Consider the following 19,663-nt stretch of genomic DNA (forward strand, 5'->3'; position numbering starts at 1 on the left):
CGATCTTGAGGCCTTCCCGGATTTCGCTTCGCTCCATCCGGGCTACGATCTCGACGGGCAGCGCGCCCGTTACCCCAACAAGACCGCATCCGCCGCAGCAACGGACTCCGCACTCTCCGTCACGGTGCGTTCGAGCGAAGGGGCCTGCACCGTGATGTTCTCGGCGAAGAAGCGGGCGAGCGAGACGTAGCGCGGCGCTTCGGCATTGCCGTCGCCCTTGGCGGCGAGCGCCTCGGCCGCCAGGACGCAGCCGCCGAGCGTGGCGCCGAACTGCTGCAGATAAGGCGTCGCGCCGGCGAGCGCGTCGTTGGGCGCGGAGGCAACGCGCTCGAGCAGCCACTTGCTCGTCCGCGTCAGCGCCGCAAGCGCCTCGCGCAGCTTCACGGGCGTGGTGCCGAAGGCCGGATCGTTGGAAGCTTCGACCTGCTTAACGATGGTGGAAAGCTCGTCGAGCAGCGCCCACACCGCGGCGCCGCCGTTCGCCGCGAGCTTGCGCGTGACGAGGTCGATCGCCTGGATGCCGTTGGTGCCCTCGTAGATCGCGGTGATGCGCGCATCGCGGTAGTGCTGGGCGGCGCCGGTCTCCTCGATGAAGCCCATGCCGCCGTGAACCTGCACGCCGAGATAGGCGACTTCGTTGCCGATATCAGTGGAATAGCCCTTCGCGATCGGCGTCAGCAGCGCCGCGCGCGCGGCGGCATCGGCCCGTACTTTCGGATCCCTGGCGCGCGTGGAGACGTCGATCGCAACCGCCGTGGCGTAGCAGATGGTGCGTGCGGCCGCGGTCTGCGCCCGCATCCGCATCAGCATGCGCTTGACGTCGGGATGGACGAAAATCGCGTCGGAGCCGTCGCCCTTCTTGCCGACGGCGCGGCCCTGCTTGCGCTCCTGCGCGTAGGCGAGCGCCTGCTGATAGGCGCGATCGGCGATGCCGACGCCTTCGAGGCCGACGCCGAGGCGCGCCTGGTTCATCATCGTGAACATGCAGCGCATGCCCTGGTTCTCTTCGCCGATCAGAAAGCCGATCGCGCCGCCATGGTCGCCCATCGTCATGGTGCAGGTGGGGGAGGCATGCATACCGAGCTTATGCTCGACGCCGCTCGCAAAAATATCGTTGCGTGCGCCGAGCGATCCGTCGGCGTTGACCATGAACTTGGGAACGAGAAAGAGAGAAATGCCCTTGGTGCCGGCGGGCGCGTCCGGCAGGCGCGCCAGCACGAAATGCACGATATTGTCGGTCATGTCGTGCTCACCATAGGTGATGAAGATCTTCGTTCCCTTGATGCGATAGGTGCCGTCCGCCTGCCGCTCGGCGCGGGTGCGGAGCGCGCCGACATCGGAGCCGGCCTGCGACTCGGTGAGCTGCATGGTGCCGGTCCACTCGCCGGTGACGAGCTTCTCCAGATAAACCGTCTTCAGTTCCTCGCTGCCATGCGCCTCCAGCGCCTCGATCGCGGAGGCCGTGAGCAGCGGGCAGAGGCCGAAGGCGATGTTGGAGGCGCTCCAGACCTCGGTGCAGGCGGCGTTGATCGCGAGCGGCAGGCCCTGGCCGCCGAAGGCTTCCGGCCCGGACACCGCGTTCCAGCCGCCGTCGGTCCAGCGCTTGTAGGCATCCGGCCAGCCCGGCGCGGTCGTGACCTTGCCGGCGTCGAGCTTGATGCCGTGCTCGTCGCCGACGCGGTTGAGCGGCGCCAGCACGTCGGTTGCGAACTTGCCGGCTTCCTCCAGCACGGCGGCGACGATTTCGGCGTCGAAATCGCCGTAATGACCGGCCTCCACGGCGGCCTTCAGGCCCGCGCCGTGGTTGAGCGACAGCAGCATGTCATTGATCGGCGCGCGGTAGGTCATGGCTCACTCCCGTGGACATCGTTGGCGTCGTATTCCCATGAAACGGGGGAGGTCTCAACTGCCGGGACCGCGCAGCCGGTGATCAGGCGGCCAAGCCCGCCGGGAACGGGTCAATCGTCGCGACCATAATGATCATAGAGTGTGGCGCAGCGCCCAGGGGCCTGTGGTATTTTGCCCTCCAGGCGGTTGAAAAGCCGCCCCGCTCCCTATAGACCGGCACGGCCTGAGGGATTCTGCGGTAGCCTGCTCTTCCGCTGTTCCTTCTGTCGCCAGTTGGGGCGTAGCCAAGCGGTAAGGCAGCGGATTTTGATTCCGCCATTCGGAGGTTCGATCCCTCCCGCCCCAGCCAGATCTCCCGCTTCGCCTGAAATCACTCACGAAACCGGCTTGGCTGGGGAGCTGCTGCGGCGTCGTCGACAGACATCTGACGAAGCTCGAGCGGGTCACGCAGGCCGCCAAGAACTCGCCCGCGTTCGACTTCGAGCGGGAACGGCTGGGCGACAAGCAGGCGCTTTGGACCGGCGCCGCGCGGCGAGGGCGAGCTGGTCGCCCAGGTTAGACGAAGAAGCGAACAACTTCTGCGTCGAGTCAACGCGAGCCAGCGCTATCCGTACAAGCAACGGTTTCGCGGGGAGATGTTCGCCCCGCTTCTTGCGGCGGAACAAATACCGCCAAGTATCCGCCATCGCCTGCGAGCTGGTACGTGGCGATCTCGCCATAGCCCACGGCGGATAGTTCGCAACGCAACAGCTCGATCGGCGTGCCGTGCTTTGAGGTCGCTCGCTCGAAGTCGACAATTCCGATCCGCGCGCCCGGCTTCAAGGCAGGCGCGAGATTATAGAGGAAAGCATAGGGTTGGGTTATCTCGTGATACATGTGCCCGAGAATGGCGGCATCCAGCGAGGAAGCGGGCAGGCGCGGGTCGTGTGGTTCGCTCACCGCGAATTTGACGTTTGTCAGCCCCAGTCGCGCCGTTCGCCTGCCGAGTTCGATGAGGTGATCTCGCGTAACGTCCTGGGCGATGACGGAGCCTCTCGGGCTAACGAGGTGTGAGAGACGGATCGTAGCCGCTGCCTGCCCCGATATCGCCGACCATCATGCCTGGCTTCAGCCCAAGAAGACGTGCCACCTCACCGGCCTCGTCCAGGGAGTCGCGGTGCTCTTCGGCGGAGCGACTTAGGCTAGCGATCGGCGCAACCGGACGCCGAGGTGAGGGAAACTCTTTTGCCGAGAGTCCTGGCGGGGCCAGGTAACCAATGTCAGCGGTCAATGCGCGAGTTGTACCTAGCGCAACTACAAGCGTCACTGCACGGACCAGCGCGATCGAGGGGCCTCCAGGTATGAGCCGCGGTCGTCCATTCAGCGAAAGACGTGGGCCCAACGTCATCTGTCCAACCGCAAGCCGGAAGTTTGGGAACGGTCCCGGCAGCATAGCTAGTCAATCGATTTGCTACGATCCTGTATTCCCGAAGCAGCAGCAAGACATCCTGCAGATGGGCGTGACTTCGCGTCACTGTGATCTGACCGATAGGTCAGCTTTGAGACCAGGTCAGACTCCCCTGACAGATCGCGTCAGCTCTTGGACGTCGGGTTCTTCAGGGCTTCCCATGCGGCCTTGTTGGCCTGATCAAACGCCTTGCGCGATTCTGCCAGCGCCGCGCTCAGTACCGACCAAGACTGGCTGCCTGCCTGCTTCAGTTTCTGGAGGCGCGCCTCCGCCTCGGACGCGTCGGCCTTCATCTGCTTCAGTGCGGCGTCGAAGTCGCCGGTATGGGCCGCTGCCACTTTTCCCGCCGCTTCCCGGAACCTGTCCGTCGCTTCGTGCCAGGCCTTGGTCTGCGCCGCTGCAAGGTCCCTGAACATGGCTTGTTGCTGCTCGATCTGCTTGCCGGCGGTCTCGAAATAGCCCTTCATCTGCGCTTCGAAGCCGTTCCATTGTTTCTCCAGATCGGTCTTGGTGCGCGCCCAGGCGGCTTCGCCGGCTTCTGCTTGCGTCTTCAAGAGCGCCTGGAATTCGTCGCGGCGATTCTTCAGATCGGCGACGACTTGCTCGGCCTTGACCATGGAGTCGGCCTTGGCCTCGCCGGCTTTGACCTCGAACGAGGCGAGCGCGGCATTCATCTCGTCGATGCGCTCCTTGGCCCAATTCAGGTAATAATGCATGCTGCTTTGCTGTGACATTGCCGTCTCCCTTGGCTGCCGTGTTGATGATCGTCGAGCTTGGCGCTGGCCGTGTTGACGTGGGTCAAATGCTGTTTGCGACTGGAAGCGGAGTTCCAATGCATATGCAGCATCTTGTAACGAGGCGTGCCCGTCCTATGTCGCCGTCCAGCCTCCGTCCATGGAGAGATTGGCACCGGTGATCTGGGCGGCGGTGTCGCTGCACAGGAACAGCGCCAGCGCAGCGACCTGCTCGACCGTGACGAATTCCTTGGTGGGTTGGGCGGCCAGCAGCACGTCGCTGATGACCTCATCTCGTCTCATCCGGCGCGCCGCCATCGTGTTCGGGATCTGCTTTTCCACCAGCGGCGTCCAGACGTAGCCTGGGCTGATGCAGTTGCAGGTGATCTTCGATCTGGCGAGCTCCAGCGCCACCGTCTTGGTGAGGCCTGCGATGCCATGCTTGGCCGCGACATAGGCGGATTTGAACGGCGAGGCGACAAGCGAGTGCGCCGAGGCCGTGGTGACGATGCGGCCCCAGCCGCGCTTCTTCATGCCCGGCACGGCGGCGCGGATGGCGTGAAAGGCGGCGGAGAGGTTGATCGCGATGATCGCGTCCCACTTCTCGACCGGGAAGTCCTCGATCGGCGAGACGTGCTGAATGCCGGCATTGTTGACGAGCACGTCCACACTGCCGAAAGTTGTCTCCGCGAGCGCGATGAGCCCGGCAATCTCGCTCGGCTTCGTCATGTCGGCGGGCGAATAGATCGCCTTGACGGCGAATTCGCGCTCAATCGCTGCTCGCTCTTTCTCGACCTCGGCCGGCGCACCCATGCCGTTGAGCACGATGTCGGCGCCCCCGCCGGCGAATGCGCGAGCGCACGCCAAGCCTATGCCGCTCGTTGAACCGGTCACCACGGCCGTCTTGCCCTTCAGAATTGCCATTTCATCTACCTTCGTCTGTTCTCCCGAGGAGAGAATCGAGAATTTGCGAGCCGCGAGGCGACGTCGCGCTCAGAACACCAAGGCTTTTTCGTTGGTCCGAAGCGGGCGCCGAACCACCGGTTGCAGATAGTCGTGCACCACCTTGCCGAGGCCGAGGGTCAGGTCGGCACGGACGTGGACGGCCGAGATGATCTCCAGCACTGGAAGCTCGGCGACAGGTGCCAGAGCATGGGGCGTCAAGGCGAGAGCCGCCGGTCCGGTCCAGGCTCCCCTCAACACGATGTCCTCGAGGTGGTACTCGACGAGCTCGCAGATGCGCGGGCTGCCGTCGACGTGCGGAATGATTTTGAGCAGGAAGTTCGGCTCGTGCAGGGCCGCCTTCACCTGTGCCAGATCGGCCTCGCTGTGCTTGTAGCCCATCGTGCCAGTCGCCACGCGCAGCGGACCGTAGTCGAGCGTGCCGATCAGGGTGTCGATCTCCGTCCGCAAGGTCGGCTCTGCGAGCTTCTTCGGAAAGCCCCACAGCTCGCGTCCGCCGGCAATCGGCCCCTCGTCGTTGAGGAACATGCAATGTGTATAGCCGCCCTTTCGCCCGCGGAAAGAGACGGGGATCACCTGCCCACTTTCCGTGTAGTCGCCAAAGCCGTTCGAGTCCGGCATGCGGATGAACTCGTATTTGACCAGCGCCTCGCGCGGGTCGATTTCTAGCGGTTCGGGCACGACGGCGCGGAGCTTTGCCGGATCGGTGCGATAGGTGATGATCAGATATTCGCGGTCGACGAACCGGTAAGGGCCCGGCGGGTAGGCCGGATTGGTGAGGGGCATGGCAAAGGCCCGCCGTTTCACATCAGTCTCGCGCATTCGCGTTCTCCATTTGGTTGTTGCGGCCGCTTACTCGCGGCCATCATGCTCGAGATCGAAGGTGAAGACGCCGTCCGGGCTGGAGGGGCGAGCGAGCACCTCGGGGTGGCGCAATGTGCGCAGCGCGTCGTGATAGCCGGCGCGCCAATGATCCTGCATCGACAGCCGAGAAAACTCGTAGTCCTTCGAGTGTCCCTCGTGATTGCGCGCGCGATAGATCAGGTGGACGATGTTGTAGACATGATCGGACGAGGCGGTGTTGAGCAGTTTAACGTCCTCGTGCTCGCGAAGATCTTCGGGTAGGCGTTGCAACAGAGCGGCGAGGGCACGCTGCAGGCGATGAACACGTTTGAACTGGTCCGTGCTCGCGCGCGTACGGCTCGAATACTGAACCTCCTTTTGCCTCGTCGCGACTTCGGCCATGTTGCGCGGAACCTGACCTCGTGCGCTCCAGAGGTCGACTTGGAAGGCAAGCATGTCCTGCGGGACACCCCATTCGATCGCCCATTGCAGCGGCGTGTTGGAAACCAGGCCGCCATCCCAATAGTGCTCGCCCTCGATCTCCACGGCAGGAAAACCCGGCGGTAGCGCGCCGCTTGCCATGATGTGCTCGGGACGGATCTTGTGGGTCGTGTTATCGAAGTAGACGAAATTTCCCGTCCGTACATTCACTGCGCCAGCGCTGAAGCGCGTCATTCCGGCATTGATGCGATCGAAGTCGACTAGGCGCTCCAGCGTGGTCTTGAGCGCCGCGGTGTCGTAGAAGCTCGTGGCATCGCCAGTGCCGCCGGCCTGCAGCCATGGCAGCATTGGGCGCGTGGAAAAGAAGCCGCTGGCGCCGCAGGCCGCGGCGAAGCCCGCGCTCATCTGGTTGACGAGATTGCGCGTGGTGTCACTCCGCGTCCAGTCGAACAGGGAATTGCCGGACCAGTCCCAAGGGCCGGTCGAAGTCACCTGTGTCCAGAAATCGCGGAGGCGCTCGACACGGTCTTCGGGTGCGTTGCCGGCAATGATGGCGGCGTTGATGGCGCCGATCGAGATGCCGGCGACCCAATCCGGATGAATGTCGGCTTCGGCCAGCGCTTCATAAACACCCGCCTGATAGGCGCCGAGGGCGCCGCCGCCTTGCAGCAGCAGGGCGATGCAATCGAAGGGCAGCCGCCGCTGCGCGGCTGTGGATTGTAGGCGAGGTTGGAAGTTCATGATCAGATATGCTTTCGTGTGACTTGCAGTTGCGATTAGTGGCGGGCGGATCCCTGCTTTCCGACCTCGGGCGGCTCGAGCATGACTTCTTTGAGGTGGTCCCCGCTGGCGACGACAACCACGAAGCTGAGCTTGCCGTCCTGTCTGATCAATCCTCCAGCCACCGCGCTGCCGGCCGCGGCTCGCTCGGCGACCTGAACTGCATCCGACAATTCCTGCTTGATCCATTTCAGGGCAACGATCTTGGCGAGGTCCTCGCGATCGAGCTCCTTCAGGGAGGAGGCGACTTCTTTGCCGGTGATGCTGCCGGTGTTGGCGTCAATGACGTTCTCCCAGACATGCTCATTCTTGATCGTGCGCACGCGATAGATGGGCGGGCCGGATATTTCGAAGTTGACATCCGCGGCTCTGGAGCCGTCATGAAGACGCTCAGCGGTCGCCACGGCCTGGCTGAGTGGAACGCGCGTGGTACGGAATTGCTCGAGCACGCGCTGGATCGCCGCCTCTTCGCTATCCTTTTGTGCTGCCGCGCTAACGGGATCGGCGTCTGCCGACCTTTGAGAGACATCGGCGACTGCGCCCGTTGCGGCCAGTGTGGCAGACCACAGCATCAGGGCAAACAACTGCTTCTTCATTTTGTAGATCCCAGAATTCAAAACGGCCGGTCGTCCGGTCGGGTTGCAAATCGCTGCAGCTTGGTACGCCGCGCACGAGAGGACGTGCGGTGCGATTCGGTCGTGGCGCTCTGATGCGCCTCGCTCGGATCGGCGGGGGCCTGCGCAAGGCTTTCGCGCAGGCGTATCTTCCTCGGTGTTTTCGGGCGATCGTCGTTATCGCTCACGGCTCCGAGTGAAACGCGGTCCTGGACAGCATCGGCGGTACTGGGGCCGTCGCCCAGCGCGCCGGCTACGATCGTGTCCTCGGCCAGTGCTCGTTGGGGCTGATTGGTGTCGATGACGACCCGTTCGGGCACCTTCACGTCGGAGTGGATGCGGATCAGCGGCATTGCGGAATCCGCTGCCCGGGATCGGCTCGGCAGGGGCGCAGGCAGCACCCAATCGGCCGCGAGCAGCAGCACGAGCAATGCGCCGCCGATCGATAGAAAGTAACTTCGCAGCGGTAGGCCGTAATCGGCGGATCGGCTCGCCCGCGCCGACAGAACGGATCGACGGCTCACGTGACCTTGCTCCCGGCCAAGATGTGGATCAGTCTCATCTTCAGATGCCCCACGGGCGCGGATGCTTGCGGGCAAGCTCGGCGTCGACATAACCGCGCTCATCCAGCCATTGCCTTGGGCAATAGGCGAGCGCCTTCGGGTCGATGGTGTAGCCGTCGCGCCTGAGCGCCGTTCGCGTGCCCGTAAGCCCGCTCCACACCGCATGTCCGGTGGTTGGATCGATCTCGAACACATCGAAGACCTCAGCGAAATTCAGCATGTCGGGAGCACCAGTCATGACGATGCGGTTGCTGGCAGGACGACCGGATCGGCACATTCAGGCGAAATTCCTCGGCGCTCGAGTTCGGATTCGATCAGGTCGAACACGTATTCGACCGGCGCGATCCAGATGTTGACCCAGTAGATGATGCAATCGCGGGAAAGCAGCAGCAGGGGCGTCACGCGAGCCTCCTCTGCGCGACGTGGCTCCGCGCCGGCTCCTCGCGTGCGGCAAACGTGTGCGCCCAGGCCAGCAGCGAAACCGCGATGCCGAGGGACAGGCTCAAGCTCACCAACACCAGGGCCACAATCAGGTTGAGCGAAGCGAGCGCGAGTCCCGGCAAGGGGTTCTCGCGGATCAGCGACATCAACAAGCTTGACAAGCCTACTCTCCTTAATAAACTACACCGTATAGTTCATATACAACACGGGCAGCCGGAGGAGTCAAGGCGAAGGCCTCACAACAGCGTGTTCGTGACGTTCGGCAGGCGCGAGCGAGGCTCCGCGCCGTCTCAGGCAGACGCCTCAACCGGAGAAAGGATCCGACAATGACCAGGTATGGACTGGCGCTCGCCGCCGCACTGTTTGCATCGCTCGGCAGTTCGACGACTTTCGCGCAGGAGGACCGCGGCACACCGGAGCAGAGGGCAGCCTGCACGCCCGACGCTTTCCGTCTGTGCAGCGCGTACATTCCCGATCCCGCGAGCGTCGAGGCGTGCCTGCGCTTCAAGAAGGCGGACCTGAGCGAAGCCTGCCGGGCCGTATTCGACCGCGCAACGACCGGGTCGGCTAGGCCCAGGTAGCAACGGCGGAGTGATGCCATGAGTACGGTGTATATCCCGGCCCTTGCCGCGTTCGGAGGCTCCGCTTTCGGCGCGGTCTCGACCATCGTGAGCGGCTGGTTCAGCCGCCGCCGCAGGCTGCGCGAGCGCCATCACGCCCGCTCCTTCACCAAGCGTGAACGGCTGTACCGGAGCTTCATCGAGGAGGCATCGCGCCTCTACGCCGACGCGCTCGTGAGCGACAAGGCCGAGATCCCGCAACTCGTCAATCTCTATACCCTCGTCGGACGCATGCGGATCCTGTCGAGCGACGAGGTGGTTCAGGCAGCGGAGCTAACCGGCCGCCTGATCATCGAAACCTACTTGTCGCCGAACCGCAGCTTCGTCGACCTGCCGCAGTTCATGGAGGAGATGGACCCGTTGCGCGAGTTCGGCGAGATCTGCCGGTGCGAGCTGTTGAACCTTCCGATCCGCTGAGCGAGCAAGCGATGCCAGAATTGATTGAAAGCTCGAGCACAAGGACCCGACGACTGATCGTCGAGGCCGCGATCGAATTGTATCGCCAGATCGGGCACAGGAAGACCACGGTCCTCGACATCGCGCGGCGGGTGTCGATGTCGCCGGCAAATGTCTATCGGTTCTTCCCGACCAAGCATGCCATCGAGGAAGCCGCCGTAGCGGAGCTGCTCGCCGGGTTCTTCAAGAGCGCGGCGGATGCGGTGCGCGGTGGCGGCTCGGCCGTGCAACGCTTGTCCGTTACCCTCAACGCCATCGCATGGTCCAATGAAGAGATCCTGGCGAAGGACGCTCAGCTGCACGGCCTGCTCGCCTTGGCGGCACACGAGAACTGGCCGGTGACGCTGAGCTTTGTCGACCGGATCCGCGGCCTGTTGCGGCCGATCATCGCGGCCGGTCAGGCGAGCGGTGAATTGCGCGGCGGCAGTCCGATGGCAATGATCTGCTGCCTGCTGGAGGCGACGCATTCCTATCTTGATCCCTCGCGGATCGGCACGCCCAAGCTTCGGCCGAGCTTGATTGAAATGATGAACTTTTGCGCGGACGCTTTGCGGCAGGCGCCCGCCTCTTGCGCGCCCGCTGAAGCTCCGGACGCACGGCTGAGAGCGGCGGGCGGCAGGTGAAGCTGCCAGCCGCCCCGTCCGAAGGGCGGGCCGGCTTCTCGCTAGTGCGACCAATCCGTCTCGCAAGCCGCGAGGAAGAAGCCGACCCGCTCCCGCACGAAGCCGGACAGTTCCTTCTTCAGGTCCTTGGGCGTCTCACCGAGAAGGGAGCGAAACAGCATCGGGAGCAGAATCAAGTCCAGGAAGATCTGCGCGGTGGCGCGGCTTCGCTTGGCGCTGAAGGGGCCCTTCGGCGTGCGCGCCAGCTTCTGGGTCGCATCGTTCAGGAGCTGGGATACGGCGGTCAAGGAGCGATCCCGCGCAGCATCGTGGACATTGCGGCTCAGCTCGGGAAAACGCTGCGCCTCGGCGATTGTGGCGCGCACCATGCCGAGCGAATCCTCGATGACCTTTTCAACGATGGCCGTGCCGAGGCTCATCAGCTTGTCCTCGATGGTGCGGCCCTCCGGAGCGAAGCCTTCGAAATCCGTCAGCCCCTTGATAGTGCGAGCCACAACCGCGGCGAATAGCGCCTCCTTGCCGGGAAAGTGGGCATAGATCGTCGGCTTGCTGGCGGGCGCCATCTCGGAGATGTCGTCGATGCTCGCGCTGCGATAGCCCTTCTCCAGAAACAGCTGCTGGGCTGCATCGAGGATCCGGGTCTGCGCGTCGCCTGCAAGGTCCTTCGTTGGTCGTCCCCGTTTCGGGCTGCTGGTCTTCTTCACGTCATGAACTCCCAATCACGAGTCTGTGCGCGTCTTCTTCCGACTTGACACGGGTCGTCGAAAAAGGCAACAAAAAGAAAATATACGGTATAGTTTATTTAGTCGCCGATGCTGTTTCCCTGGCGGCCTCGGCGGAGCGGATGATCGGGGGGGCCGCAAACATGTGTGCCTTCGGCCCCCGATCATCCAAACCGATTGAGGAGATTGTCGTGACTGTGCTCCCGGATTCGTCCGCCTTGCAGGAGGGTATCCTGCTGCGTGAGCTGCATCACAGGGTTACCAGCGGCGTCGCTTCGGCGATTGATCTGGTCTCGGCCGCTGCCGTCAGGGCCGATGGCCCGGAAGCCAAGGCGGCACTCGGTGACGTGGTCGAGCTGCTTCATGGATATGCCGAAGTCCACCGCGCGCTGGCCATGCCCGCGGGCGAGACGCTTATCCATGCTGCGACATCCATCCGTAAGTTGGGCTGCGCGATGCGCCGGGCCGTGCTTGACCGGATGGGGATAGAGCTCGCATTCGCCACCCAGTCCCTCGTGCTACAGCCGGAGCGTTGCTGGCGGCTAGGATTGATTGTCCACGAGCTCGTGATGGGTGCGGCCCGGCAGGCCTGCTTCGATGCGCGCACCGCAGAGATCAAGATCAAGCTGACGCGTATAGGGGCGCTGGTGAACTGCGTCATCGCCGACAACGGCTCGCGCTCTGCCCGCGGCGTTTCGGAGCGAGAATTTCGCAACAGCAAGGAGCTTGCGCGAGCCCTTGGTGGCCGGATCGAGCAGGGCTTTGGCGCCGAGTTCACCTCGGTCGTTTTGTCGTTCCCGCTGACCGAGCGCGAGCGGGGCGTGAACTGGACCGTCGCGACGCGCCAGATGAAGCGGCCGCGCCGAGCGCGCGCGTCCGACGGGGCCGATGCTACGCCCTGTGTGAACGTGGATAGCGGCGGCCACGCCTCAACAAGCCACAATTCTGAATTGCCCGTTCGGCAGGGGGCCCGCGCTGCTGACGCGTTGGGCGAGCTGCTGTCACCCCGCCAACACATGGCTGCGTCATGACAATCGATTTCTCCCACTGCTTCAAGCCGATATGCGCGCCAAAGGCGCTCGCCGGGCTGGCGATCGCGCTTCTCGCCACCGCACTGGGCGGCTGCAACGACCACGGCGCTGCGCCGACTGCGCGCGCGATGCTGGTGCGCACCGAGATCGTGCAAGCCAAAGACCGGCAAGCTTCGATCACCCTGACCGGCGAGGTCCAGGCGCGCTTTCGCAGCGATCTGTCGTTCCGCGTCAGCGGCCGCGTGGTCGCCCGCATGGTGGATGTCGGTGCGCACGTCCATGCGGGCGACGTGCTGGCGCTGCTCGACCCAGCCGAACAGCAAGCCGACGTCGACGCCGCCACTGCGGCCTTAGCCTCTGCCGAAGCCCAGCTCCGCGTCGCGAAGGCCACCTTCGAGCGGCAGAAGACGCTGATCGCAAGCGGCTTCACCACCCGCACGGTCTACGACCAGGCGCAGGAGGGACTGAGAACCGCGGAGGGTGTGCTGGAGGCCGCAAAAGCGCAGCTCGGCACCGCGAGCGACGCGCTCGGCTATACCAGGCTGCGCGGCCAGGCCGATGGGGTCATCACCGCGCGCAATCTCGAGGTCGGCCAAGTCGTGCCGGCGGCGCAACCGGTGTTCTCGCTGGCGCAGGACGGCGAGCGCGACGCCGTATTCGACGTCTACGAATCCGTCTTCCTCGGCCAGACCGAGTTCCCCAGCGTCGCGCTGGCGCTGGTCTCCGATCCGACCATGACGGCGAACGGCCACGTCCGCGAGGTCTCGCCGGCGATCGATGCGAAGAGCTCCACGATCCGCGTCAAGGTGACCATCGAGAACCCGCCGGCGGCGATGACGCTCGGTAGCGTCGTGGCAGGAACCGTCAAGGCGAACGCGCAGAATCAGATTGCCTTGCCATGGAGCGCATTGATGGCGGCGGGCGACAAGCCTGCGGTCTGGACCGTTGACCCGGCGACGCGGACGGCGTCGCTGAAGCCCGTGACGGTCGGTGGCTACGAGGCCGGCGCGGTCTTGATCAAGGCGGGGCTCGTGCCCGGCGAGCGGGTCGTAATCGACGGCGGCAAGCTGTTGAGTGCGGGCCAGCCTGTGACTTTCGAGGGAGACCGGTCATGAAGATCCAGCTCACGATGATGGCCGGCACGCTCGCATCGGCATTGCTGCTCGCCGGTTGTCAGCAGGAGACGAAGGCGCCCGAGCCCGTGCGGCCCGTGCTCTCGATGCGGCTCGAGCCGATCAGGGCCGACGGCACCGTCGCCGTCGGGGTCGTTGAGCCCCGCTATCAGACCAATCTCGGCTTCCGTGTGCTGGGGCGCTTGACCTCGCGTCCGGTCTATGTCGGCGATCTCGTCAGCGCAGGCCAAGTCCTCGGCACGATCGACCCGACCGCGCTCGACCTCGCCGTCCGCGCGGCGAGGGCGCAGTTCGCCAAAGCCGAGGCGCAGCTTGCAACGGCCAAGGCCACGGAGGAGCGGCAACGCACGCTGATCACCAGCGATGCGACCACCAGGCAGACGCTCGACAATGCCGAGCAGGCCCGCGCCGGTGCGGAAGCAACCGTCGCGCATGAGCAGGCGAGCCTGACCAAGGCAATCGAGCAGCTCGGCTATGCCCAGATCAAGGCCGATTTCGGCGGAGTCGTCACCGCCATCGGCGCAGAGGTCGGCCAGGTGGTCTCGCCCGGTCAAAGCGTCGTCAACGTGGCGCGGCCTGACGTCCGCGAAGCGGTGGTCGATGTCGGAGAGGACTTTCCGGCCCCGCTGGAGATCGGCGTTCCCTTCTCGGTCAGCCTGCAGCTCCTTCCTGCGGTGCAGGTGCAAGGCCGGATCCGCGAGGTCGCGCCGCAAGCCGATGCGGTGACGCGTCTACGTCGTGTTCGGATTGCGCTCGACGATCCTCCCGAAAGCTTCCGTCTCGGCGCGACGATCACGGCCAAGCTCGATCAGGCGCAAAGCCCCATCCCGCGCTTGCCATTGTCCGCCGTGCTCACCAAGGACGGCGCGAACTTCGTCTGGGTGGTGGATCAGGCCGCCAGCACGGTGTCGCTGCAGAAGATCGTTGTCGTTGCCGACCAAATCGGAATGCGCGTCACGGCTGGGCTTGCTCCCGGTGCCCGCGTCGTCACCGCCGGAATTCACACCCTCACGCCGGGACAGCACGTCCGCATCGAACAGGATCAACAGCCATGAAGTCGTTCAATCTCTCCGACTGGGCGCTCGGCCATCGCTCGCTTGTCTGGTATTTCATGATCGCCTTCATGGCGGCGGGCCTCTTTGCCTTTCTGCAGCTTGGGCGTCAGGAAGATCCCGACTTCACTATCAAGACCATGGTGATCCAGGCGCAGTGGCCCGGCGCCTCGCCGGAGGAGATGACGCGCCAAGTCACCGACCGCATCGAGAAGAAGCTCGAGGAGCTGGAATCGCTCGACTACACCAAGAGCGTGACGGTCGCTGGCCAGACCACCGTCTTCGTCTACCTGCGCGATTCGACCAAGGCGGCCGATGTGAAGCCGACCTGGGTCCGCGTGCGAAATATGATCGCCGACATCAAGGGCGACTTTCCGCAAGGTGTGATCGGGCCAGGCTTCAACGACCGCTTCGGCGACGTGTTCGGCAACATCTACGCCTTCACCAGCGACGGCTTGAGCCAGCGCCAGCTCCGCGACGAGGTCGAGGACATTCGTGCAAAAGTACTGACCGTGCCCGACGTGGGCAAGGTCGATATTCTCGGCGCGCAGGACGAGGTGATTTTCCTCGAGTTCTCCACCCGCAAGGTCGCGGCCCTCGGGCTCGACGTTCACGCGATCATGACCTCGCTGCAGGGCCAGAACGCGGTCGCGCGGTCCGGCGTGTTTCAGGAGGGGCCCGAGCGGATCAGCGTCCGGGTGAACGGCCAGTTTACTTCCGAGGCGAGCCTGAAGGCCGTCAATCTGCGCATCAACGATCGCTTCTTTCCGCTGACGGACGTTGCGACCATCACCCGCGGCTATGCCGATCCGCCACAGACCCTGTTCAGGTACAACGGGCAGCCCGCGATCGCGCTTGCGATCGGCATGAAGTCCGGTGCCAACCTCTTGCACTTCGGCGAGGCACTGAAGGAGGAGATGACAAAGATCATTGCCGACCTGCCAATTGGGGTCGGCGTGCATCTGGTGGCCGACCAGCCCGTGGTGGTCGAACACGCGGTCTCCGGCTTCACGGAGGCGTTGTTCGAGGCCGTGATCATCGTGCTCGGCATCAGCTTCCTCAGCCTTGGCATGCGCGCCGGGCTCGTGGTCGCCATCGCCATTCCGCTGGTGCTCGCCATCACCTTCGTGGTGATGGCCTATTGCGGCATCTCGCTCCAGCGCATTTCGCTGGGCGCGCTGATCATCGCGCTCGGGCTTCTGGTCGACGACGCCATGATCGCGGTCGAAATGATGGTGGCGCGGCTCGAGATCGGAGATCCACTCGAGAAGGCGGCCACCCACGTCTACACGTCGACAGCATTCCCGATGCTGACCGGCACGCTCGTCACCGTGGCCGGCTTCATCCCGATCGGGCTCAACAGCAGCAATGCCGGCGAGTTCACCTTCACCCTTTTCGTGGTGATTGCGGTCTCGCTGATCGTGTCCTGGATCGTCGCGGTTCTGTTCACGCCGCTGCTCGGCGTCACCATCCTGCCTGCCCGGATGAAGGGACATCACGAGCAGAAGGGACGCGTCGCGCAGATGTTTGCGCGCCTGCTGCTGTTCTGCATGCGGCACCGTTGGAGCACCATTGCAGTGACGGTAGCGGCCTTCCTGCTCGCCCTGGTCGGCTTGCAGTTCGTGCAGCAGCAGTTCTTCCCCTCGTCGGACCGGGCCGAGCTCGTGATCGACTGGAACCTGCCGCAGAACGCCTCGATCACCAATACCAATGCGCAGATGGCGCGTTTCGAGCGCGAGCAATTGCAGGGCAACGATGCGGTCGATCACTGGTCGACTTATGTCGGCACCGGCGCGCCGCGCTTCGTGCTGTCCTTCGATCTTCAAACCGCCAACGCCTGGTTCGGCCAGATGGTGGTCGTGACCAAGGGCGGCATCAAGGCGCGCGACAACGTCAAAGCCCGGTTCGAAGACTATCTTCGGAAGACATTCCCGGGGACCGACACCTACGTCAAGCTGCTCGAAGTCGGACCGCCTGTGGGGCGTCCCGTGCAGTATCGCGTCAGCGGCCCGGACATCGCCAAGGTCCGCGATCTTTCGCAGAAGCTTGCCGGCATCCTCCGCAGCAATCCGGATCTCGGCAACGCGGTGTTCGACTGGATGGAGCCTTCGCGCGTCGTCAAGGTCGACGTCCTCCAGGACAAGGCGCGCCAGCTCGGCGTGACCTCGCAAGACATCGCCACCACCCTGAACTCCGTGCTCGATGGCTCGCCGATCACGCAGGTGCGTGACAGCATCTATCTCGTCAACGTCACGGGGCGCGCGACCGCCCAGGAACGCGCTTCTATCGACACGCTGCGCGATCTGCAGCTGACCGGGCTGGGTGGGCAGGCCGTGCCGCTCGGTGCTGTTGCCAACCTCCGCTATGAGCTCGAGCAGCCGACGATCTGGCGGCGGGCGCGAATTCCCACCGTCACCTTGAAGGCTGCTGTCGTCGGCAACGTCCAGCCGAAGACGACCGTGGATCAGCTCGCGCCGAAGGTGGCCGAGTTCACCAAGGAGCTGCCGGCGGGATATTCGGTGAAGATCGGCGGCTCGGTCGAGGAGAGCGCCAAGAGCCAGGCCCCGATCATCGCTGTCGTTCCCTTGATGCTGTTCGTCATGGCCACCGTGCTGATGGTGCAGCTCCAGAGCTTTTCGCGCCTGTTCCTGGTGTTCGCGGTCGCGCCGCTCGCGCTGATCGGCGTCGTCATGGCCATGCTGCCGAGCGGCGCGCCGCTCGGTTTCGTCGCTATTCTCGGCGTGCTCGCGCTGATCGGCATCCTGGTTCGCAACTCCGTGATCCTTATCGTGCAGATCGAGGACTTGAAGAAGGAGGGGCGACCGGCCTGGCAGGCGGTGGTCGAAGCAACCGAGCACCGCATGCGGCCGATCCTGCTGACGGCGGCCGCCGCAAGTCTCGCGCTCATTCCGATCGCGCGCGAGATCTTCTGGGGACCGATGGCCTATGCCATGATGGGCGGCATCATCGTGGGCACGCTGCTGACGCTGTTGTTCTTGCCGGCGCTGTATGTGGCGTGGTTCAGGATCCACCCGGACCACGCCGATGAATCGCTGACGCACGAACTTGATGCGTTTGCACATGAAAAGCCGACCGTGCAGACGGCCGCTCATGACGAGCCAGCACTTGTGCTCGAGACGCAAACCTAGCGGTCGACGCTGCTCGCGCTTCGGGATTTTGTGAATCGCAGGGTCTCCAATCTCGGCCATCCACGCAGTGTCCCGATGGCTTGCGAGGTGACGCACAAAGCTGCTACACACCCCACGTGTCGCTCCGATTTCTGGAGTGATTTCAGGCGCCTACAAGTCGCGACGATCTGGCTGAGTACCCTCCCGCCCCAGCCAGCGCTCAAGCGTTCGATCGGCTCCACGAGAGATAGGCAGGGGGTCGGAAATTCGCGCTTTTCGCGCACGCGATTTTGTCTCCCCATGTGTGGTCTGCAGATAGGTGGAAAGTGGCGAAGGCATCCGGGCTGCAATATTCCCGTTTCGCGATTACCACTGTTGACGGCAAACCGTCGAGCTGTGGGAGTTGAAGCATGCCGGCGACGCGGCGATTTTGGCGGCATGGGCGAAGCGTTTCCGCGAGCATTACTGCGACGACGCCATGCTACCGGACCTCGCGATCGCGATGGGCCTAACCCACAGTGAGTACTTAACGCAGATAAAATTCCCGGATGCCGCGGCGGCGCCCGGGCCGAGTGTTCGCTCGGGTGATTTCGCGGAAATCATCGTCGCCGACTACATCGAATACAAACTTGGATATTGGTGCCCGCGGCAGCTCCGCGACGGCCGGCGTTTCAGATACTTGGCTTGAGCTCGCCTACAGCTTCCTTTGAATGCATATTCCTTGAGCCTTCCTTGGGCTTGCGTTCCCGGGTGGCTCGATCGACCCAAGACGACCACAGATGCTGGGCGGCATAGGCGCGCCACGGACGCCACGCTTCCGCGCGGACTAACAATTCTGCTGGAGTGGGGCGACGCTTCGTCGAATCCTCCATCGCGCGCATCAAGCCGATATCTGCGGCCGGGAACGCATCTGGCTCGCGGAGCTCGCGCATCGCAATGTACTGAGCCGTCCATTCGCCGACGCCAGCAAGCGATCGGAGCTGCATGATCGCTTCGTCGAGACTTCGGCGCGCGCCAAAGATCTTTGGGTCGGCCACCACAGCAGCGGCAAGGGCTGCCAACGCGGCAATCCGCCTCCTTGTCATTCCAAGATGCGAAAGGTCAGATTCCGCCACTCGCTTCGGACGCGGAAACACGTGCGTCAGCTCCGGGAAATCGGCATGCCGTGTCTTCAGCGGCCTGCCATGGGCCGCCACGAGCTTTCCTGCAAGCGTAATCCCGGCGGTCACTGTTACCTGTTGGCCAAGCAGGGCCCGCACGGCGAGTTCAAAGCCATCCCAAGCGCCTGGCACACGTAACCCCGGCCGCGCCTCTATCATCGCCGCAAGCACAGGGTCTCTCGCGAGATGCGACTCGATAGCCGTGGGATCAGCGGCCAAATCAAACACGCGCCGCAAGCGCGCGATGATAGCGGGAAGCGCCGACAGTTTCGGGAACCTGACTGTCGCCTCAAGCGCATCCTGACCGATGGGCCGAACCACGATTATGCCCTGCACTCCATCAAGCTCGATCGCGCGGGCATATGCGTCTCCCTTGACCGTCTCGATCCCGGGAATGCTCCGGAGCCGCAGGAACCCCAGCATTGCTGGCCAATCGTACGGCGGACGATAGCGCAGACGAATCGTCACGCTGCCGGCGGCATCCGAAGATACATCGGCCGCCTTGCTTCGACGCAACGCGCGCGGCGCGCGGCCATACAATTGCTGGAACGTTTGATTAAACCGGCGCACGCTGCCGAACCCCGACGCAAGCGCCACTTCCGTCATCGGCAGGCTGGTTTCGTGGATCAATTGCTTCGCCAGTAACACACGGCGCGTTTGGGCTACAGTTATCGGAGAGGCTCCCAAGTGCCGGTGAAACAGGCGTCGGAGCTGACGCTCACCGACCCCGAGACGATCGGCAAGGCCGACGACGTCCCCGTTATCCATAGCCCCTTCCTCGATAAGCGAAAGGGCGCGCGACACCGTGCTGGATGTTCCCTGCCACGCGGCGAGATCCGGAGCTGCCTCGGGCCGACACCGAAGGCATGGGCGAAAACCCGCCTCATGCGCGGAAGCGGCCGTTGAATAGAATGTCACGTTTTCCTTCTTGGGAACACGTGCCGGACAGATCGGCCGACAATAGATGCCGGTCGTCTTAACGCCGATGAAGAGCCGGCCATCAAACCGAACGTCCCTGGTCGAGATCGCCCGGTAGCAGGCGTCATGGTTAAGATCCATGAGAC

General features: G+C 64.0%; 21 protein-coding genes and 1 tRNA gene. 9 read left to right on the plus strand and 13 right to left on the minus strand.

Annotated features, from left to right (window positions below; genetic code table 11):
- Nucleotides 1–69: 69 nt before the first annotated feature.
- Complete coding sequence (locus tag K289_RS0126575) at nt 70–1,848, minus strand: acyl-CoA dehydrogenase (protein ID WP_027554320.1); 1,779 nt, start codon at nt 1,846–1,848, stop codon at nt 70–72.
- A gap of 274 nt (nt 1,849–2,122) precedes the next feature.
- On the opposite strand from K289_RS0126575, the gene K289_RS0126580 reads away from it, so the two are divergent.
- Nucleotides 2,123–2,197: transfer RNA gene (locus K289_RS0126580), tRNA-Gln, on the plus strand.
- A 239-nt stretch (nt 2,198–2,436) separates the two neighbouring features.
- Here K289_RS0126580 and K289_RS52420 read toward each other — a convergent pair.
- The 10 genes from K289_RS52420 to K289_RS0126630 all read right to left on the minus strand — a co-directional run bounded on the left by K289_RS52420 (nt 2,437) and on the right by K289_RS0126630 (nt 8,835).
- Nucleotides 2,437–2,934, minus strand: a complete 498-nt coding sequence (locus tag K289_RS52420; RefSeq protein WP_371260857.1) for a class I SAM-dependent methyltransferase — start codon at nt 2,932–2,934, stop codon at nt 2,437–2,439.
- A gap of 486 nt (nt 2,935–3,420) precedes the next feature.
- Nucleotides 3,421–4,029, minus strand: a complete 609-nt coding sequence (locus K289_RS0126590; protein WP_027554321.1) for a hypothetical protein — start codon at nt 4,027–4,029, stop codon at nt 3,421–3,423.
- A gap of 135 nt (nt 4,030–4,164) precedes the next feature.
- Complete coding sequence (locus tag K289_RS0126595; RefSeq protein WP_027554322.1) at nt 4,165–4,953, minus strand: 3-hydroxybutyrate dehydrogenase; 789 nt, start codon at nt 4,951–4,953, stop codon at nt 4,165–4,167.
- 69 nt (nt 4,954–5,022) lie between these two features.
- A complete protein-coding gene (locus K289_RS0126600; protein WP_027554323.1) occupies nt 5,023–5,814 on the minus strand; it encodes an acetoacetate decarboxylase in 792 nt (263 codons plus the stop codon).
- A gap of 30 nt (nt 5,815–5,844) precedes the next feature.
- Entirely contained in the window at nt 5,845–7,017 is a 1,173-nt protein-coding gene (locus tag K289_RS0126605; protein WP_027554324.1) for a DUF3734 domain-containing protein, read from the minus strand.
- 35 nt (nt 7,018–7,052) lie between these two features.
- Nucleotides 7,053–7,652, minus strand: coding sequence for a PepSY domain-containing protein (locus tag K289_RS0126610; protein WP_035685850.1), 600 nt, complete (start codon nt 7,650–7,652; stop codon nt 7,053–7,055).
- Nucleotides 7,653–7,669: 17 nt separating this feature from the next.
- The gene (locus K289_RS47825; RefSeq protein ID WP_156918194.1) at nt 7,670–8,194 is read right to left on the minus strand and encodes a hypothetical protein; all 525 of its coding nucleotides are present in this window, start codon (nt 8,192–8,194) and stop codon (nt 7,670–7,672) included.
- Nucleotides 8,195–8,234: 40 nt separating this feature from the next.
- A complete protein-coding gene (locus K289_RS0126620; protein ID WP_027554327.1) occupies nt 8,235–8,453 on the minus strand; it encodes a hypothetical protein in 219 nt (72 codons plus the stop codon).
- A gap of 14 nt (nt 8,454–8,467) precedes the next feature.
- The gene (locus tag K289_RS51720) at nt 8,468–8,635 is read right to left on the minus strand and encodes a hypothetical protein (protein WP_198024772.1); all 168 of its coding nucleotides are present in this window, start codon (nt 8,633–8,635) and stop codon (nt 8,468–8,470) included.
- A complete protein-coding gene (locus K289_RS0126630) occupies nt 8,632–8,835 on the minus strand; it encodes a hypothetical protein (RefSeq protein ID WP_027554328.1) in 204 nt (67 codons plus the stop codon). Before K289_RS0126630 ends, K289_RS51720 begins: the two co-directional genes overlap by 4 nt.
- Before the next feature lie 165 nt (nt 8,836–9,000).
- Here K289_RS0126630 and K289_RS0126635 point away from each other — a divergent pair, with 165 nt between their 5' ends.
- The 3 genes from K289_RS0126635 to K289_RS45155 are packed head-to-tail and all read left to right on the plus strand — an operon-like array spanning nt 9,001 to nt 10,373.
- A complete protein-coding gene (locus K289_RS0126635) occupies nt 9,001–9,255 on the plus strand; it encodes a hypothetical protein (RefSeq protein WP_027554329.1) in 255 nt (84 codons plus the stop codon).
- A gap of 18 nt (nt 9,256–9,273) precedes the next feature.
- The gene (locus K289_RS0126640) at nt 9,274–9,711 is read left to right on the plus strand and encodes a hypothetical protein (protein ID WP_027554330.1); all 438 of its coding nucleotides are present in this window, start codon (nt 9,274–9,276) and stop codon (nt 9,709–9,711) included.
- Nucleotides 9,712–9,722: 11 nt separating this feature from the next.
- Nucleotides 9,723–10,373: a TetR/AcrR family transcriptional regulator gene (locus K289_RS45155; RefSeq protein ID WP_035685853.1), complete on the plus strand. Its 651-nt coding sequence runs from the start codon at nt 9,723–9,725 to the stop codon at nt 10,371–10,373.
- Nucleotides 10,374–10,414: 41 nt separating this feature from the next.
- Here the strand turns inward: K289_RS45155 and K289_RS0126650 are convergent, their stop codons facing one another.
- Nucleotides 10,415–11,077, minus strand: coding sequence for a TetR/AcrR family transcriptional regulator (locus K289_RS0126650; protein ID WP_027554331.1), 663 nt, complete (start codon nt 11,075–11,077; stop codon nt 10,415–10,417).
- 44 nt (nt 11,078–11,121) lie between these two features.
- Between K289_RS0126650 and K289_RS45160 the strand changes: the two genes are divergently transcribed.
- The 5 genes from K289_RS45160 (at nt 11,122) to K289_RS0126675 (ending at nt 18,127) form a co-directional block, all read left to right on the plus strand.
- Nucleotides 11,122–12,126: a sensor histidine kinase gene (locus K289_RS45160; RefSeq protein WP_245284004.1), complete on the plus strand. Its 1,005-nt coding sequence runs from the start codon at nt 11,122–11,124 to the stop codon at nt 12,124–12,126.
- On the plus strand, nt 12,123–13,241 hold the full coding sequence (locus K289_RS0126660; protein WP_051310830.1) for an efflux RND transporter periplasmic adaptor subunit: 1,119 nt from the start codon (nt 12,123–12,125) through the stop codon (nt 13,239–13,241). The genes K289_RS45160 and K289_RS0126660 overlap by 4 nt, the downstream gene beginning before the upstream one ends.
- Nucleotides 13,238–14,314 (plus strand): efflux RND transporter periplasmic adaptor subunit, encoded by a 1,077-nt coding sequence (locus K289_RS0126665; protein WP_027554333.1) that lies wholly within the window; start codon nt 13,238–13,240, stop codon nt 14,312–14,314. Before K289_RS0126660 ends, K289_RS0126665 begins: the two co-directional genes overlap by 4 nt.
- A complete protein-coding gene (locus K289_RS45165; protein WP_035685856.1) occupies nt 14,311–17,460 on the plus strand; it encodes an efflux RND transporter permease subunit in 3,150 nt (1,049 codons plus the stop codon). The genes K289_RS0126665 and K289_RS45165 overlap by 4 nt, the downstream gene beginning before the upstream one ends.
- Before the next feature lie 382 nt (nt 17,461–17,842).
- Nucleotides 17,843–18,127 carry a hypothetical protein gene (locus K289_RS0126675; protein ID WP_027554334.1) on the plus strand — a complete coding sequence of 95 codons (285 nt, stop codon included), beginning with the start codon at nt 17,843–17,845 and terminating at the stop codon, nt 18,125–18,127.
- Here the strand turns inward: K289_RS0126675 and K289_RS53115 are convergent.
- Nucleotides 18,111–19,658: a DNA-3-methyladenine glycosylase 2 family protein gene (locus K289_RS53115; RefSeq protein WP_084788722.1), complete on the minus strand. Its 1,548-nt coding sequence runs from the start codon at nt 19,656–19,658 to the stop codon at nt 18,111–18,113. The genes K289_RS0126675 and K289_RS53115 overlap by 17 nt on opposite strands.
- Nucleotides 19,659–19,663 lie beyond the last annotated feature (5 nt).

The organism is Bradyrhizobium sp. Cp5.3 (assembly GCF_000426265.1).
GTDB classification, from domain to species: Bacteria; Pseudomonadota; Alphaproteobacteria; order Rhizobiales; family Xanthobacteraceae; genus Bradyrhizobium; species Bradyrhizobium neotropicale.